The organism is Wenzhouxiangella indolica (assembly GCF_042310355.1).
Classification (GTDB): domain Bacteria; phylum Pseudomonadota; class Gammaproteobacteria; order Xanthomonadales; family Wenzhouxiangellaceae; genus Wenzhouxiangella.
Genome location: NZ_JBHJMR010000002.1, coordinates 242,001 through 256,522, shown reverse-complemented (window position 1 = coordinate 256,522; position 14,522 = coordinate 242,001). Strand labels below are relative to the sequence as shown.

The window sequence follows — 14,522 nt, the reverse complement described above, 5'->3', positions numbered from 1 at the left end:
AACCAGCACACGACAACCAGGTTCACGAACAATGACAACATCTTTTTCTCGGCTGGCCTTCCTCGCCGGCCTGGTCGCCGCCCTCGGCTGGCACGCCGTGGGCAGCGCCGAATCCATCGATGAACGCCAGATCTGGTCGGCCGGCAGCGGCCAGATGGAACTGGAAATCCGCGGCGACTACCTGCCCGATTTCGGGATCGAAATCCTGCACCACGGCGAGCCGATCACGACCCGCAAGCGCATTCGCTTCGAAGTCAACGAGATCGACCCTTTTCGACTTCACGCACCCTGGGGCAATCTCGAATCGCTGCGCCAGGATAGTGGCCGATTGGCCGCCCGCACCGGACTGGTGTTTCGATACGACGGTCGCGAAGTGAGCCTGGATCGCATCGAGCTGCGGCCCGGCGAAGACAGGGGGCATCCGCACTTCATCGCCATCGACGAGTCCGGCAACGAGCTGTTCCGGCTGACCCACATGCACATGCTGGCCCACCCCGAGACCAACCTCCTGACCGTGGCCAATGCCGAAGTCATCGCCTCAGGTGCTCTCGCTCAGCGACTCGGCCTGGATGCCCTGGACCGCATGCCCATCGCCCTCGGCTGGCTGGATCTGGCCCTGGACGTTCCGGCCGGCGCGCAGACTGACGGCGAGGCACCGGGATCGAGAGGTCGGCCGATCTGGCCGCAGGACGGCGAGTTCGAAGCCGACGTCACGCTCATCGACATGGGCACCGTGGCCTATCAAGGCACGCAGAACGACACGGGCCTGGTCAAGACAGCGCCGTCGGCCACGCTGAAGAACGAATCCCTCGCCGATGTGCCCTGGATCGCCCAGTTCAGCAGTCACCCGCAGTACTCTTACTCACCGGGTGACCAGCATCCATTCCTGGTCTGGAACATTTATCGGATCGAAAACAATCGCATCCGCATGCTGGCTGATTCCGGCGTGAAGCACGCTTTTCTCACGCTCAACTTCGACTGCGACATCAACCCCGGCGACGGAAACATCCTCGGGCCGGGCTGCGAGGATGTCTATTCGAGCGGAAACAACGATTCAAGCACCCACCTGGGCCCCCGGGACGAGATCGAAGCCAGCATTGGCAAATGGGAGAACTGCAATTCGTTCTTCGATCCGAACTGCACCGGAAGCCAGACGCAGTATTCCGGCCAGTGGCTCAATCGGCTCCTGATCGATCCGGCCGAGTTCGAGGCGTCGCGTGGCGGCACCCTGTACATGGATGCCTGGTACGTTATCCAGTACGACGTCAATATCTGGAACACCATGGGCTACCGGCCGATCGATCCCTCGCCCTCCGGCGGCGGCTGGTCGATGAACCCCGGTCCTTACGATCAGGGCCCGGTCATCTCGCAGTGGGTGCCCGAGGACACCAGCGACCCGATGGCCGATCACGCCGTGATCGAGGTGCCGTCGGAAACACCAGAGGCGGACTATCCGGACAACATGCCCCAGGGCCATCTGCGGCTGCTGGTGAAGGTCACCGAGACCGAGCCGGGTCGCTACCGCTACAACTACGCCCTGCAGAACTACGATTTCGATCGGGCGATGGAGGGCTTGCGCATCGACCTGCCCGAGGGCACGACGGTGCACGACACCTTCTTCGGCGACATCGATGACGACGCGGGCAACGACTGGAACGTTACCGTCAATAGCGACCACGTCCTGTTCGAGGCGCCCGAGGGCAACCCGCTGACCTGGTTCACCCTGTTCAACTTCGAAATCGAGGTCGATGCCGAACCGGTCGAAAGCCAGGTCGTGCTCGATCTCGGCAGCGATGCGGTGATGCAGGAAATGAGCGTCGACACGCTCGGACCGGCGGCGATGATGGGCATGCTCTTCCGCGATCGCTTCGAGGCGACCGCCAGCAACTGATCGCGTTTTCTCAGGTTACGCCGGCCCGGGCCGACCCGGGCCGGCAGCTCAGGCCTCGGGCTTGAGGTAGGGGAAGAGCAGCACGTCGCGGATCGAGGCCGAATCGGTCAGCAGCATGACCAGGCGGTCGATCCCGATGCCCTCGCCCGCCGCCGGCGGCATGCCGTACTCCAGCGCACGAATGTAGTCGTGGTCGAAGTGCATCGCTTCGGCATCGCCGGCGTCGCGCGCTTCGACCTGGGCGCGGAAACGCTCGGCCTGGTCTTCCGGGTCGTTGAGTTCGGAGAAGCCGTTGGCGATCTCGCGCCCGGCGACGATCAACTCGAAGCGATCCGCAAAATCCGGATCATCCTCGTTGCGGCGCGACAGCGGCGAGACCTCGATCGGGTACTGGGTGACGAAGGTCGGCTGGATCAGCCGGTGCTCGACGCCCTCCTCGAACAGCTCCATCAGCAGGCGGCCCCAGCCCCAGCTGTCGTCGACGTGGATCTCGCGCGCCCGGCACAGCTCGCGCAGCCGATCGGCGTTCTTGATTTCGTCGGCAGAGAGCTCCTCGTAGTGCCCGACCACGGCGTCGGCCACCGTGATGCGATCAAAGTCTCCGCTGAAATCGATGGTCTCGCCCTGGTATGCCACCTTGCCGTCGGCCATGCCGGGCAATTCGGTAACCAGGCCGTTGAGCAGGTCCTGGGTCAGGCGAATCAGGTCGTTGTAGTCGGCGTGCGCCCAGTAGAACTCGAGCATGGTGAATTCGGGATTGTGCCGGGTCGACACGCCCTCGTTGCGGAAGTTGCGATTGATCTCGTAGACCTTCTCCAGGCCGCCGACGAGCAGGCGCTTGAGGTGCAGCTCGGGGGCGACGCGCAGGTAGAGTTCGAGATCGAGCGCGTTGTGATGGGTCGCAAAGGGCCGCGCCGTGGCGCCGCCGGGGATGTGATGCATCATCGGCGTCTCGACCTCGAGAAAACCGTGCGCGTCGAAATAGTGCCGGATCGCGCGCACGATCAGGCTGCGCCGCACGAAGGTGTCGCGCACCTCGGGGTTGACGATCAGGTCGACGTAGCGCTGGCGGTAGCGGGTCTCCTGGTCGGACAGGCCGTGCCACTTCTCCGGCAGCGGCCGCAGTGACTTGGTCAGCAGCACCAGGTCGCTGGCATGCAGGCTCAGCTCGCCGGTGCGGGTGCGCATCAGCTTGCCCGTGACGCCGACGATATCGCCGATATCCCACTGCTTGAACGCCTTGTAGACGCCCTCGGGCAGGTCGTCGCGGCGCAGGTAGAGCTGAAAGCGCGCGCCGGAACCATCCTGGATGTGGACGAAGCTGGCCTTGCCCATGATCCGCCGCGACAGGATCCGCCCGGCCAGGCGAAAGACCTCGTCGTGCCCTTCCAGGGCGTCCTGGTCCCAGGTGTCGGCGTCGTCGAAGCGCTCGAGCAGATCGGCCGCCTCAGCGGTCACCCGGAAATCGTTCGGGTAGGCGTCGCCCTGCTCGCGCAGCGCATGCAGCTTCTCCCGCCGCTCGGCGATCAGGCGGTTCTCGTCCACCTCGGAAGCTGCAGCGCTGGTGGCTTCGGTCTTGTCGTGTCGTTCAGTCATGTGTGTCTGCCGTCTGTGATTCATTAGGGACTAGGGACTAGGGACCAGGGACTAGCACAATCCACCGCCGGACCCTAGTCCCTAGTCCCTAGTCCCTGGTCCCTGGTCCCTCAACCTCACTCCAGCCCCGCCTGGAGCTGGGCGGCGGCGAATTCGTCTAGGTCGCCGTCGAGCACTTTCTGGGTGTCGCTTCGCTCCACGCCCGTGCGCAGGTCCTTGATGCGCGACTGGTCGAGCACGTAGTTGCGGATCTGGCTGCCCCAGCCGATGTCGGCCTTTTCGTCTTCGGCCGACTGCGCCTTGTCCTTCTGCTTTTGCAGCTCGTGCTCGTAGAGCTTGGCGCGCAGCTGCTTCATGGCCTGGTCCTTGTTGCTGTGCTGCGAACGGCCCGACTGGCACTGCACGACGATACCCGTGGGCTCATGCGTGATGCGCACGGCCGACTCGGTCGTGTTGACGTGCTGGCCGCCGGCGCCGGAGGCGCGGTAGACATCGACGCGCAGGTCCGACGGGTCGAGGTCGATCTCGATGTTGTCGTCGATCTCCGGTGACGCGAACACGCTGGCGAACGAGGTATGCCGGCGGTTGCCCGAATCGAAGGGCGACTTGCGCACCAGGCGATGCACGCCTGTTTCGGTCTTGCACCATCCGAAGGCATGGTCGCCCTCGATGTGCAGGGTCGCGCTCTTGATGCCGGCGATGTCGCCCTCGGATACCTCGACCAGCTCGGCCTTCCAGCCGCGATGTTCGGCCCAGCGCAGGTACATGCGCAGCAGCATCTCCGCCCAGTCCTGGGCCTCGGTGCCGCCGGAACCGGCCTGGATGTCGATATAACAGGGTCGATCGTCCATCTCGCCGGAAAACATGCGCTGGAATTCGAGATCAGCAACCTGCTTTTCGATGCGCTGCAAGTCGGCGGCCACGCTGTCGAGCGTTTCCTCGTCGTCTTCTTCCTGCGCCAGCTCGAACATGTCGGCGGCATCGCGCACGCCCTCGATCACCGTCCGCTGGGCCGTGACCGAGCGATCCAGGTCGGAACGTTCCTTACCCAGTTTCTGGGCGTGCTCGGGCTCGTCCCAGACGGACGGATCCTCGAGCTCGCGGGTAACCTCTTCGAGTCGTTCTACTTTGCCATCGTAGTCAAAGATACCCCCTCAGCGCCCGCACACGGCGCTCCAGGTCGTCCATAAGATTCTTGATTGCAGTCTGTTCCATGATGACTTGCGTCCTTGTTGCAGGTGAATTGGCAAAGCCGGTTATTGTAACGCTGCGTCGGCACGGGAAGCCAGCTTGCCGGTGGCGGTCGGGCTCATGCGCGACCGCCACGGTCCTCGAGAGATTCCACCAGGTAGCGCACGCGCATCTGCGGCGTCACCCTCCCCTGCCAGCGATTGATCTCCAGGCTGTAGACCACCCCGAGGGGATCGGGCAGTTCCTGGTGACAGAGGCCACCCGCGCCGAAGGCAATGGCGTCGAGCACCGGACCGCCGCCCTCGTGCTGCAGCCTGAGCTTGAGATGGCGCGCGCCGACGACGCGACGCTCGAGCACCCGGAAGCGGCCGTCGAACAGCGGTTCGGGCCAGGCCTGGCCCCAGGGGCCGGCCTCGGCCAGCGCCGCGGCCGTCTCCAGCGACAGTTCCTCAGCGCTGAGGCTGCCGTCGGTGTAGACGATATCGGGCTCGAAGACCCGCTCGGCCAGCTGTTCGTGAAAAGCCTCGCGAAAGGCGTCGAGGCGTTCGGCGTCGAGCGACAGGCCGGCCGCGCGCGCGTGGCCGCCGAAGCGTTCGATCAGGCCCGGGTGCGCGGCATCGATATCGACCAGCAGGTCGCGCATGTGCACGCCCGCGGGGCTGCGCCCCGAACCCTTGAGTTCGCTGCCGCCGGCCTCGGCCGGCGCGAACGCGATGACCGGGCGCTGCAGGCGCTCGACCAGGCGTCCGGCGACCAGGCCGACCACGCCCTGATGCCAATCGGCGTCGAAGACGCAAAGCCCGGGCAGGTCGCCCTCGACCGACTCGCTCAGCGCCTGTGCCTGCGCCTCGGCGTCTTCCTGCATGTCGGCCTGCAGCGACTGGCGCTCACGGTTGAGCGCGTCGAGTCGGCCGGCCAGTTCCACCGCCTCGGCCTCGCTGTCGGCCAGCAGGCAGCGGATGCCGATCCCCATGTCCTCGAGACGCCCGGCAGCGTTCAGGCGCGGCCCGGCAGCGAAACCCATGTCGGAGGCGTCGACGTGACGCAGGTTGCGGCCGGCCACTTCCAGCAGGGCGCGAATACCCGGCAGGCAGCGGCCGGCGCGAATGCGCAGCAGTCCCTGCTGGACCAGGCGGCGGTTGTTCTCGTCGAGCGGCACCAGGTCGGCGACCGTCCCCAGGGCGACCAGGTCGAGCCACTGGTCCAGGCGCGGCTCCCGGCCGCGCTGGAACTGCCCCTGTTCGCGCAGACGCGATCGCAACGCCATGAGCAGGTAGAACATCACGCCCACACCGGCAAGCGCGCCGGACCCGAAGCTCTCGCCGGGCAGGTTGGGATTGACGATGGCGTCGGCCGCTGGCAGCGTCTGCCCGGGCAGGTGATGGTCGGTCACGATCACGTTCATGCCGGCGCCCCGGGCGCGCGCGATCCCGTCGTGCGAGCTCACCCCCTGGTCGACCGTCACGACCAGGTCCGGCTTCAGTTGTTCGAGTTCCTCGACCAGGGCCAGGCCCAGTCCGTAGCCGTGGCGAAAGCGGTCGGGCACCCGCCAGTGCAGGTCGCCAGCCCCCATCGCCCGCAGGCCACGCACCGCAAGCGCCGTACCGGTGGCGCCGTCGGCGTCGAAATCACCGACGACGACGATGCGCCAACCCTCGGCGATGGCCCGCGACAGCAGATCGCAGGCGGCTTCGAGCCCGCCCAGGGTGGGCGGCAGGAGTTTCGCCAGCGAATAATCGGGAACCTGCTCGGCGCCGCGCGCGGCCAGCACCCGCCCCGCCACGGGATGCAGGCCGGCGATCGATCCGCCCAGGCCCGCGCGACGGCGCACATGGACCCGGCGGATCACCGCCACACCCGCCAGGCATCCCGGCTCGTGCAGCGATAGCGGGTCGTCATGCCGGCCAGCTCGAGTTCGCGGATGCCGCCCCGGCGCAGCCGGCGCCAGGCCGGGCGCAGGGCGCGCTGGAGCCTTTCGAGGTTGCTGTCGGCATCGTCGGCGTGCCGGGCGGGCCACTCGACCAGGTCGCCGCCGAGCCAGTCCAGCGATTCGTGGGACTCTAGGCGCTCGAGACCGAGCCAGTCGGCCAGGCCGCGCAGCACCGGGTCGTCGGCGACGATGCGCCGCACGCGCGGATCCACGCTGCCGGCCGCCGGCAGGGAGCCGGCGCCCCAGAACCACAGGCTACCCGGAACCGCCGCCGGGTTCTCGGCAGCGCGGCGATACTGCGTCAGATAGACCTGCGTGTCGTTGAGCAGCCGGCGCCAGCGCCGGGCGTCGGGCCCTTCAGGCAGGCAGTGCTCGAGGCTCGTGCCGGCCAGGGACCAGGGCGGCGCGAAGCGGCACTCGGGAACCGTATCGAGGCGGATATAGCCGCGCCCACCACCGGTCAGCTCGAGCGCCAGCCCTTCCTCGCCGAGCATTTCGGACAGGCCGTGGAACCATTCGCCGGGCTCGAAGACGGTCTCGGCCTGCAGCCAGACCGCCGCCAGGTCGGGCTGCAGGCCGATCGGATCGGCCCGCATCCACGCGCCCCGGGCATCGTCCGGACGGTCGATGCGCCGGGTGAGCGCCGCCGCCGGCAACGCCCGCCCGACAAGCAGTTCGGACTGGGGAGATTGTGGATCGAGGTCGCGTGACCGACCCCGCTCGACCAGTGCCCGAACCAGGGGCGGAAGCGACCCGGCCTCCCGCAGCAGGGCTTCGAGCTGGGGGACGTGGACGACGAGGCGCTTGTCAGGAGTCGTAACGGACCTCGACGATTTCATACGACCGCTTGCCGTTGGGTGCCTCGAACTCGACCGAGTCGCCTTCTTCGTGTCCGATGAGCGCGCGCGCAAGCGGGGCGGAAATGGCCAGGCGGCCCTGGGTGGAATCGGCCTCGAGATCGCCGACGATCTGCCAGGTCACTTCCGGGGCGTCGTCGGAATCCTCGACCAGCACGACCGTGGCCCCGAAGACCACCTTGCTGCCGGCGTTGAGCGAGGCGACGTCGATGATGCGCGAATTACCCAGGGCGGCCTCGAGGTCGCGGATGCGCGCCTCGATGAAGCCCTGCTGTTCGCGCGCGGCATGGTACTCGGCGTTCTCCTTGAGATCGCCGTGCGCACGCGCCTCGGCAATCGCCTCGATCACGGCCGGACGTTCCTTCTTCTTGAGCCGATCGAGCTCGGCACGCAGGCGCTCGGCGCCCGCCTTGGTCAGTGGCGTCTGACTCATGTTGTCTCCTCAGGAATTCGTTTCATGCAGCTCGGACAGGCTGCGCACCCCACGTTCGTGCCAGTGATCCATGGCCCTGAGCGTGGCCCGGGCACCGGCGATCGTGGTCGAGTAGTTCACCTTGCGCTGCAGCGCCTCGCGCCGAATCGAGAAGGAGTCGGCGATGGCCTGCCGCCCCTCGGTGGTGTTGACGATGTAGTCGATCTCGTCGTTCTTGATCAGGTCGACGATGTGCGGTCGGCCCTGAATCACCTTGTTGACGTAGTCACACTCGATGCCGTTTTCAACCAGGTGCTGCCAGGTGCCCTGGGTGGCAATCAGGGTGAAACCGCGCTCGACGAGTTCGCGCGCAACCGGCAGCAGGCGTTCCTTGTCGGCATCGCGCACGCTCAAGAAGACCCGGCCGGAGAACTTGACGTTGATGCCCACGCCCTGCTGGGCGCGCGCCACCGCGGACCCGAAGCTCCTGCCGACGCCCATCGCCTCCCCGGTCGAGCGCATTTCCGGGGTCAGGATCGGGTCCACGCCCTGGAACTTGATGAACGGGAAGATGGGCTCCTTGATGGAATAGAACGGGCTCGAAAGATCGCCTTCAATGCCTTGTTCTTTCAGTGTTTTTCCGACCATGCAATGGGCAGCAACCCGGGCCATGGCCACGCCCGTGGCCTTCGACACGAAGGGCACGGTGCGCGAGGCGCGCGGATTGACCTCGAGCACGAAGATATCGTCGCCCTGCACCGCGAACTGGACATTCATCAGGCCGACGACGTTGAGCGCCAGCGCCATCTTGCGGGTCTGGTCGCGGATCTCGGCAACCGTGGCGTCGTCGAGCGAGAACGGCGGCAGGCTGCACGACGAGTCCCCCGAATGCACGCCGGCCTCCTCGATATGCTCCATTACGCCGCCGATGACGACCTGCTCGCCGTCGCAGACGGCATCGACGTCGACCTCGATGGCGTGATCGAGAAAATGATCGAGCAACACCGGCGAATCGTTGGAGACCTTGACCGCCTCGTTCATGTAGCGCTTGAGCTCGTCCTCGCCGTGGACGATGTCCATCGCGCGGCCGCCGAGCACGTAGGAAGGCCGCACCACCAGCGGATAGCCGACCTCGCGCGCGAGCACCAGCGCCTCGTCGGGATCGCGCGCGGTCCGGTTGGGCGGCTGCTTCAGGCCCAGGCGGTTGAGCAGGTCCTGGAATCGCTGCCGGTCCTCGGCCAGGTCGATGCAGTCCGGCGTGGTGCCGATGATCGGTGCGCCGGCGGCCTCGAGGTCGCGGGCCAGCTTCAGCGGCGTCTGCCCGCCGAACTGGATGATGATGCCCTCGGGCTTTTCGACCTCGACGATCGACAGCACGTCCTCGAGCGTGAGCGGCTCGAAGTAGAGCCGGTCGGAGGTGTCGTAGTCGGTCGAGACGGTCTCGGGGTTGCAGTTGACCATGATGGTCTCGTAACCGAGATCGCGCATGGCCATTGCGGCATGAACGCAGCAGTAGTCGAACTCGATGCCCTGCCCGATTCGATTCGGTCCGCCGCCGAGCACCATGATCTTGCGCTTGTCGCTGGGCCGGGCCTCGCACTGCTCACCCCAGGTGGAATACATGTAGGCAGTGCTCGTTGCGAACTCCGCCGCGCAGGTGTCGACGCGGTGATAACCGGGAACGACGCCGAGCCGATGGCGCAACTTGCGCACCGAGCGCTCGCTCACCCCGGCCAGTGCGGCGATACGGGCATCGGAGAACCCGTAGCGCTTGACTTCGAGCAGGCGATCGGCATCGAGCCCGGCCACGCTGTCTTCGACCAGGGTCTGCTCGACCTCGATCAGCTCCTGGATCTGGTCGAGGAACCAGGGATCGATGCGCGTGAGGCGATGGATCTCCTCGAACTCGAGACCGCGGCGGAACGCTTCGGCGACGTAGAGCAGGCGATCGGGCCCAGCCTCGCGCAGCTCGCGCCGGATCAGGGTGAGTTCGTCGAATTCCTCGTTCTCGAATTCGATCGGATCGAGGCCTTCAAGCCCGGTCTCCAGGCTCCGGAGCGCCTTCTGCAGTGACTCCTGGAAAGTTCGCCCGATGGCCATCGCCTCACCGACCGACTTCATCTGGGTGGTCAGGCGATCATCGGCGGCCGGGAACTTCTCGAACGCGAAGCGCGGAATCTTGGTGACCACGTAGTCGATGGTTGGCTCGAAGGACGCCGGCGTGGCGCCACTGCCCGCGCTGGTGATCTCGTTGTCGAGCTCATCCAGCGTGTAGCCGACCGCCAGCTTGGCCGCGACCTTGGCGATCGGGAAGCCGGTGGCCTTCGATGCCAGCGCGGATGAACGCGACACGCGCGGGTTCATCTCGATGACGTGAATCTGGCCGGTCTCCGGGTTGACCGCAAACTGCACGTTCGAGCCGCCGGTGTCGACGCCGATCTTGCGCAGCACCGCAATCGCCGCATCCCGCAGGGACTGGTATTCCTTGTCGGTCAGGGTCAGCGCCGGCGCGACGGTGATCGAATCGCCGGTATGCACGCCCATCGGGTCGATGTTCTCGATCGAGCAGACGATGATGCAGTTGTCGGCCTTGTCGCGCACGACCTCGAGCTCAAACTCCTTCCAGCCCAGCACGGACTCTTCCAGCAATACCTCGTTGGTCGGCGACAGATCCAGGCCGTGCTCGACGATGCGCTCGAATTCCTCGCGGTTGTAGGCGATGCCGCCGCCCGAACCGCCCATGGTGAACGACGGCCGGATGATGGTCGGGAAGCCGATGCGCTTCTGGATGCCGATCGCTTCCTCGAGCGAATGCGCCACCCAGGCCTCGGGCACGCCCAGACCGATCGAGCGCATGGCATTCTTGAACTCGTCGCGATCCTCGGCCATGTCGATGGCCTCACGCGAAGCCCCGATCATTTCCACGCCGAACTCGGCCAGCACGCCCTCGCGCGCCAGGTCGAGCGCGCAATTGAGCGCCGTTTGCCCGCCCATGGTCGGCAGCAATGCGTCGGGGCGCTCCTTCTCGATGACGTCGCGCACCACGTCCCAGCGAATCGGCTCGATGTAGACCACATCGGCGATTTCCGGGTCGGTCATGATCGTCGCCGGGTTGGAGTTGACAAGGATGACCCGGTAGCCCTCCTCACGCAGCGCCTTGACCGCCTGCACGCCCGAGTAGTCAAACTCGCAGGCCTGCCCAATGACGATCGGCCCGGCGCCGATGATGAGGATGGATTTGATGTCTGTTCTTTTGGGCATGAAAAGGGACCAGGGACTAGGGACCAGGGACTAGGGAGTCAAAGGACCAGTTTTCTGATCCTTCAGAGATTTTCGAGGCCGCGTAAGCCTTCAGTTTTCGTTCAAGAGCAATCAACATCTTGCTAATCTCCTCGCACTCAGCCAGTAAATCTTGAGCCCAATTGGAGGTCAAAAGATTCAGTCGCATGGCAATTTCAATTTGAGTCTCGATCTCTGCAATCGAGCCCAGAGCAATGGCAACGAAACGCGCGTAGTCCTTGGTTGATCGGCGCGCGTTTCCTTCTGCGATATTGGAAGGCACCGATACTGCAGCGCGTCGCAGCTGGGACACGAGACCGAAACGCTCGTCCGGACCAAAATCAGCAGTCGCGGCGTAGACCCGCTCCACTAAATCAATAGACCGCTGCCAAACAATCAAGTCCTTGTAGTGACTCACCGCCATATAAAGTCATCTCTCATATTCGCAATCCCAGTCCCTAGTCCCTAGTCCCTAGTCCCTAGTCCCTAGTCCCTAGTCCCTAGTCCCTAGTCCCGATTCCAGAGCCTCGGCAGACTGCCCGCCCGCCATCAGCTCGACGAAGCGGGCAAACAAAGGCCGCAGATCGTGCGGTCCCGGGCTGGCTTCGGGGTGGCCCTGGAAGCCCATCGCTGGCTTGTCCTTGATGCGGATGCCCTGCAGGCTGCCGTCGAACAGGGAGCGGTGGGTCGGGATCACGGTTTCAGGCAGGCTTGCCTCGTCGACCGCGAAGCCGTGGTTCTGGCTCGTGATGAGCACCTGGCCGGACGCGAGATCCTTGACCGGGTGGTTGGCACCGTGGTGTCCGAATTTCATCTTGACCGTCTTCGCGCCGCCGCCGAGCGCCAGCAGCTGGTGCCCGAGGCAGATGCCGAAGGTCGGCACGCTCTTCTCGAGCAGGCCGCGGATCGCTTCGATGGCGTAGTCGCAGGGCTCGGGATCGCCGGGGCCGTTGGAAAGCATGACGCCGTCCGGCTGCATGGCCAGTACCTCTTCGAGGCCGGTGCGGGCGGGAACCACCGTCACCCGGCAACCGGCATCGACCAGCATGCGCAGGATGTTGTGCTTGACGCCGTAGTCGTAGCACACCACGTGATGGCGCCCCGTGCCGCGGCGGAACTCGCCCGCCTCGAGATCCCAGCTGCCCTCGCTCCATTCGCTCACGCGATCGGTCGTGACGGTGCTGGCCAGGTCCTGCCCGCGCATCGGCGCGCAGTCGCGCGCGCGCTCGACGGCCTGTTCAGCATCGACATCGTCGCCCACCAACAGGCAGGCGTTCTGCGCGCCCTTGTCGCGCAGCAGGATGGTCAGCGCACGGGTGTCGATTCCGGAAATCCCGGAAGCATCGTTGTCGGCCATCCAGTCGGACAGCGACTGGGTGGCCCGCCAACTGCTGTGGCGTCGCGGGCTATGGCGGATAATCAGGCCGGCAGCGTGAATGCGGCCGGATTCCACGTCCTGTGGATTGACGCCGGTGTTGCCGACGTGGGAAGCGGTCAGCGTGACGAGCTGACCGGCATAGCTGGGATCGGTGAGGATCTCCTGGTAGCCGGTCATGGCGGTATTGAAGACCACCTCACCGACCCGCGCGCCCGGCGCGCCGAGACCCCGCCCGGAAAACGTCGTGCCGTCTTCCAGCGCCAGAATTGCCTGCATTGAAGATCCTCCGGGTACACAAAGCGGGCCGAAGCCGTTGGTAAGCCACGCGGCCAATGAGACAAGACTCAGGCGCCGCACATACGCAGTGGGAAACGGCTGAGCGTTGCCTAATTGGCCGCGTGGCCCACCAGGACATGGCCCGCTTGACGCTTGCCGGACCGCGTGCCCGGCATCCGGGCGTCTATTTTAAACGAAGCGGGTCGGTCAGACCAGCCAAATTCCCGCGCCCGATCAGGCTTCGGGCGCTGCGGTGCCGGTGGCGGCGCAAAACTCGCCGGCCGGACGCATGGTCTCGGCCCCGTGACCCTGGGCGATGAGGTAGTCGACCCACTTGAGCAGGGCCCGGTTGAGGCGCCAGCTGCGCGCGACCAGCCCGTTGATCGCCAGCTCCGGCCCCGCGAAGCGCTGAATGCCCTGCTGCGGACTGAAGGCCGTCGCCTCGGCCATGGCGGCGTCGTGGTAGATGCGCACGTGGGCATTGGGGTTGTGCGAGCGTTCGACGCCGATGATGTAGGACAGGCGCACGAAGGTCGTGTAGGGGTGCCGCTCGATGACTTCCAGGTACAACTCCGGGCCCGAACCCAGCTGGGAAACGAGGTGATCGCTTTCGGCCAGCGCGTCCGGCAACAGCACGTTGAGCGCGCGGTAGAGCGCGCTGTGCAGTTCCGGAAGCCGGCGGGCCAGGATGCGACTCGAAGGCTGGAGTTGACGCGTCGTGGTGAGCATGGCCGGCGAGAATATCACACCGGCAGGAAACTGCCACCCCCGTTAAAATTCAAGCACCAAATTCCAATTTTCAAATATCAAACAAATTCGAATGACCGAAACTTGAATGACCCAAACAGGCTACCGCTCCGTGGCGCATTAGCGCATTTCGCGATTGAGGCCCAGCTCGAGCAGGATTCGGCTGGCCAGTTCCTCCACGGAAGCCTCGGTCGAGGACAGCGACGGCACTCCTTCGGCGCGCAGCATGGCTTCGGCCGCCTCGACCTCGTAGCGGCACTGCTTGAGGGAGGCGTAGCGACTGCCGGGGCGGCGCGTTTCGCGAATCTGCGACAGGCGCTCGGGGTCGATGCTCAGGCCGAACAGCTTGCGCTTGTGCTCGCGCAGGAAGGCCGGTAGCCGCGACTGCTCCAGGTCTTCCTCGGTCAGCGGGTAATTGGCGGCCTTGACCCCGAAATGCAGCGCCATGTAGAGGCAGGTCGGTGTCTTGCCGGATCGCGAGACACCAACCAGGATCACTTCGGCGGCATCCAGGCGCTTGGAAATGCCGTCGTCGTGGGTCAGGGCATAGTTGGTGGCCTCCATGCGGTCCTCGTAGCCCTGGCTGTCGCCCATGCCGTGCGCCTGGCCCACGCGCGGCGAGCGTTCCGCGCCGAGCGCCTGCTCGAGCGGCTGCATGAACGTCCCGAACATGTCGAACAGGTGGCCCCTGGATTCATCGAGAATCCCGCTGACCTCCGGGTCGACGATGGTGCTGAAGATGATCGGGGGCTGCCCCCCTTCCGCCTCGGCCGCGCGATCGATCAGCGACACGGCGTCGCGCGCCTTGCTTGGCGTATCGACGAACGGCAGGCGGACCTGCCGGAACTCGACGGTTGAAAACTGCGTCATCAGGCTGTGACCGAAGGTCTCGGCGGTGATCGCCGTGCCGTCGGAGATAAAAAATACCGTTCTTCTCATAAGTTTCCAGGCGGTTACAATAAGCA

11 protein-coding genes are annotated in these 14,522 nt (G+C 65.5%); 1 reads left to right on the top strand and 10 read right to left on the bottom strand.

Annotated features, from left to right (window positions below; genetic code table 11):
* The first annotated feature begins 31 nt into the window (after window positions 1-31).
* Window positions 32-1,891 (top strand): hypothetical protein, encoded by a 1,860-nt coding sequence (locus ACDC67_RS04250; protein ID WP_376690895.1) that lies wholly within the window; start codon window positions 32-34, stop codon window positions 1,889-1,891.
* Between the two features lie 48 nt (window positions 1,892-1,939).
* Here the strand turns inward: ACDC67_RS04250 and lysS are convergent, their stop codons facing one another.
* The 10 genes from lysS to ppsR all read right to left on the bottom strand — a co-directional run bounded on the left by lysS (window position 1,940) and on the right by ppsR (window position 14,496).
* Entirely contained in the window at window positions 1,940-3,487 is a 1,548-nt protein-coding gene (lysS, locus tag ACDC67_RS04245; RefSeq protein WP_376690893.1) for a lysine--tRNA ligase, read from the bottom strand.
* A 116-nt stretch (window positions 3,488-3,603) separates the two neighbouring features.
* Window positions 3,604-4,702 (bottom strand): peptide chain release factor 2 gene (gene prfB / locus ACDC67_RS04240; protein WP_376690892.1). Its coding sequence is split into 2 segments (ribosomal slippage): window positions 3,604-4,629 and window positions 4,631-4,702, totalling 1,098 coding nucleotides; the frame shifts between segments, so codons are not numbered across the junction.
* Between the two features lie 94 nt (window positions 4,703-4,796).
* Window positions 4,797-6,533 (bottom strand): single-stranded-DNA-specific exonuclease RecJ, encoded by a 1,737-nt coding sequence (recJ, locus tag ACDC67_RS04235; protein ID WP_376690890.1) that lies wholly within the window; start codon window positions 6,531-6,533, stop codon window positions 4,797-4,799.
* Entirely contained in the window at window positions 6,524-7,447 is a 924-nt protein-coding gene (locus ACDC67_RS04230; RefSeq protein WP_376690889.1) for a hypothetical protein, read from the bottom strand. Before ACDC67_RS04230 ends, recJ begins: the two co-directional genes overlap by 10 nt.
* Window positions 7,416-7,898, bottom strand: a complete 483-nt coding sequence (greA, locus tag ACDC67_RS04225) for a transcription elongation factor GreA (RefSeq protein WP_376690887.1) — start codon at window positions 7,896-7,898, stop codon at window positions 7,416-7,418. The genes ACDC67_RS04230 and greA overlap by 32 nt, the downstream gene beginning before the upstream one ends.
* 9 nt (window positions 7,899-7,907) lie before the next feature.
* Entirely contained in the window at window positions 7,908-11,138 is a 3,231-nt protein-coding gene (gene carB / locus ACDC67_RS04220) for a carbamoyl-phosphate synthase large subunit (RefSeq protein ID WP_376690885.1), read from the bottom strand.
* A gap of 16 nt (window positions 11,139-11,154) precedes the next feature.
* A complete protein-coding gene (locus ACDC67_RS04215) occupies window positions 11,155-11,580 on the bottom strand; it encodes a four helix bundle protein (RefSeq protein WP_376690884.1) in 426 nt (141 codons plus the stop codon).
* A 69-nt stretch (window positions 11,581-11,649) separates the two neighbouring features.
* Entirely contained in the window at window positions 11,650-12,810 is a 1,161-nt protein-coding gene (gene carA / locus ACDC67_RS04210; protein WP_376690883.1) for a glutamine-hydrolyzing carbamoyl-phosphate synthase small subunit, read from the bottom strand.
* A 234-nt stretch (window positions 12,811-13,044) separates the two neighbouring features.
* Window positions 13,045-13,539, bottom strand: coding sequence for a DUF1249 domain-containing protein (locus ACDC67_RS04205; RefSeq protein ID WP_376690882.1), 495 nt, complete (start codon window positions 13,537-13,539; stop codon window positions 13,045-13,047).
* 138 nt (window positions 13,540-13,677) lie between these two features.
* Window positions 13,678-14,496, bottom strand: coding sequence for a posphoenolpyruvate synthetase regulatory kinase/phosphorylase PpsR (ppsR, locus tag ACDC67_RS04200; RefSeq protein WP_376690880.1), 819 nt, complete (start codon window positions 14,494-14,496; stop codon window positions 13,678-13,680).
* Between the last annotated feature and the right edge of the window lie 26 nt (window positions 14,497-14,522).

What these genes read in the sequence shown, in the direction of transcription:
- carA (WP_376690883.1), bottom strand. Translation starts at nt 12,810, where the DNA reads ATGCAGGCAATTCTGGCGCTGGAAGACGGCACGACGTTTTCCGGGCGG.
- lysS (WP_376690893.1), bottom strand. Translation starts at nt 3,487, where the DNA reads ATGACTGAACGACACGACAAGACCGAAGCCACCAGCGCTGCAGCTTCC.
- ACDC67_RS04230 (WP_376690889.1), bottom strand. Translation starts at nt 7,447, where the DNA reads ATGAAATCGTCGAGGTCCGTTACGACTCCTGACAAGCGCCTCGTCGTC.
- ACDC67_RS04250 (WP_376690895.1), top strand. Translation starts at nt 32, where the DNA reads ATGACAACATCTTTTTCTCGGCTGGCCTTCCTCGCCGGCCTGGTCGCC.
- ACDC67_RS04215 (WP_376690884.1), bottom strand. Translation starts at nt 11,580, where the DNA reads ATGGCGGTGAGTCACTACAAGGACTTGATTGTTTGGCAGCGGTCTATT.
- ACDC67_RS04205 (WP_376690882.1), bottom strand. Translation starts at nt 13,539, where the DNA reads ATGCTCACCACGACGCGTCAACTCCAGCCTTCGAGTCGCATCCTGGCC.
- carB (WP_376690885.1), bottom strand. Translation starts at nt 11,138, where the DNA reads ATGCCCAAAAGAACAGACATCAAATCCATCCTCATCATCGGCGCCGGG.
- greA (WP_376690887.1), bottom strand. Translation starts at nt 7,898, where the DNA reads ATGAGTCAGACGCCACTGACCAAGGCGGGCGCCGAGCGCCTGCGTGCC.
- ppsR (WP_376690880.1), bottom strand. Translation starts at nt 14,496, where the DNA reads ATGAGAAGAACGGTATTTTTTATCTCCGACGGCACGGCGATCACCGCC.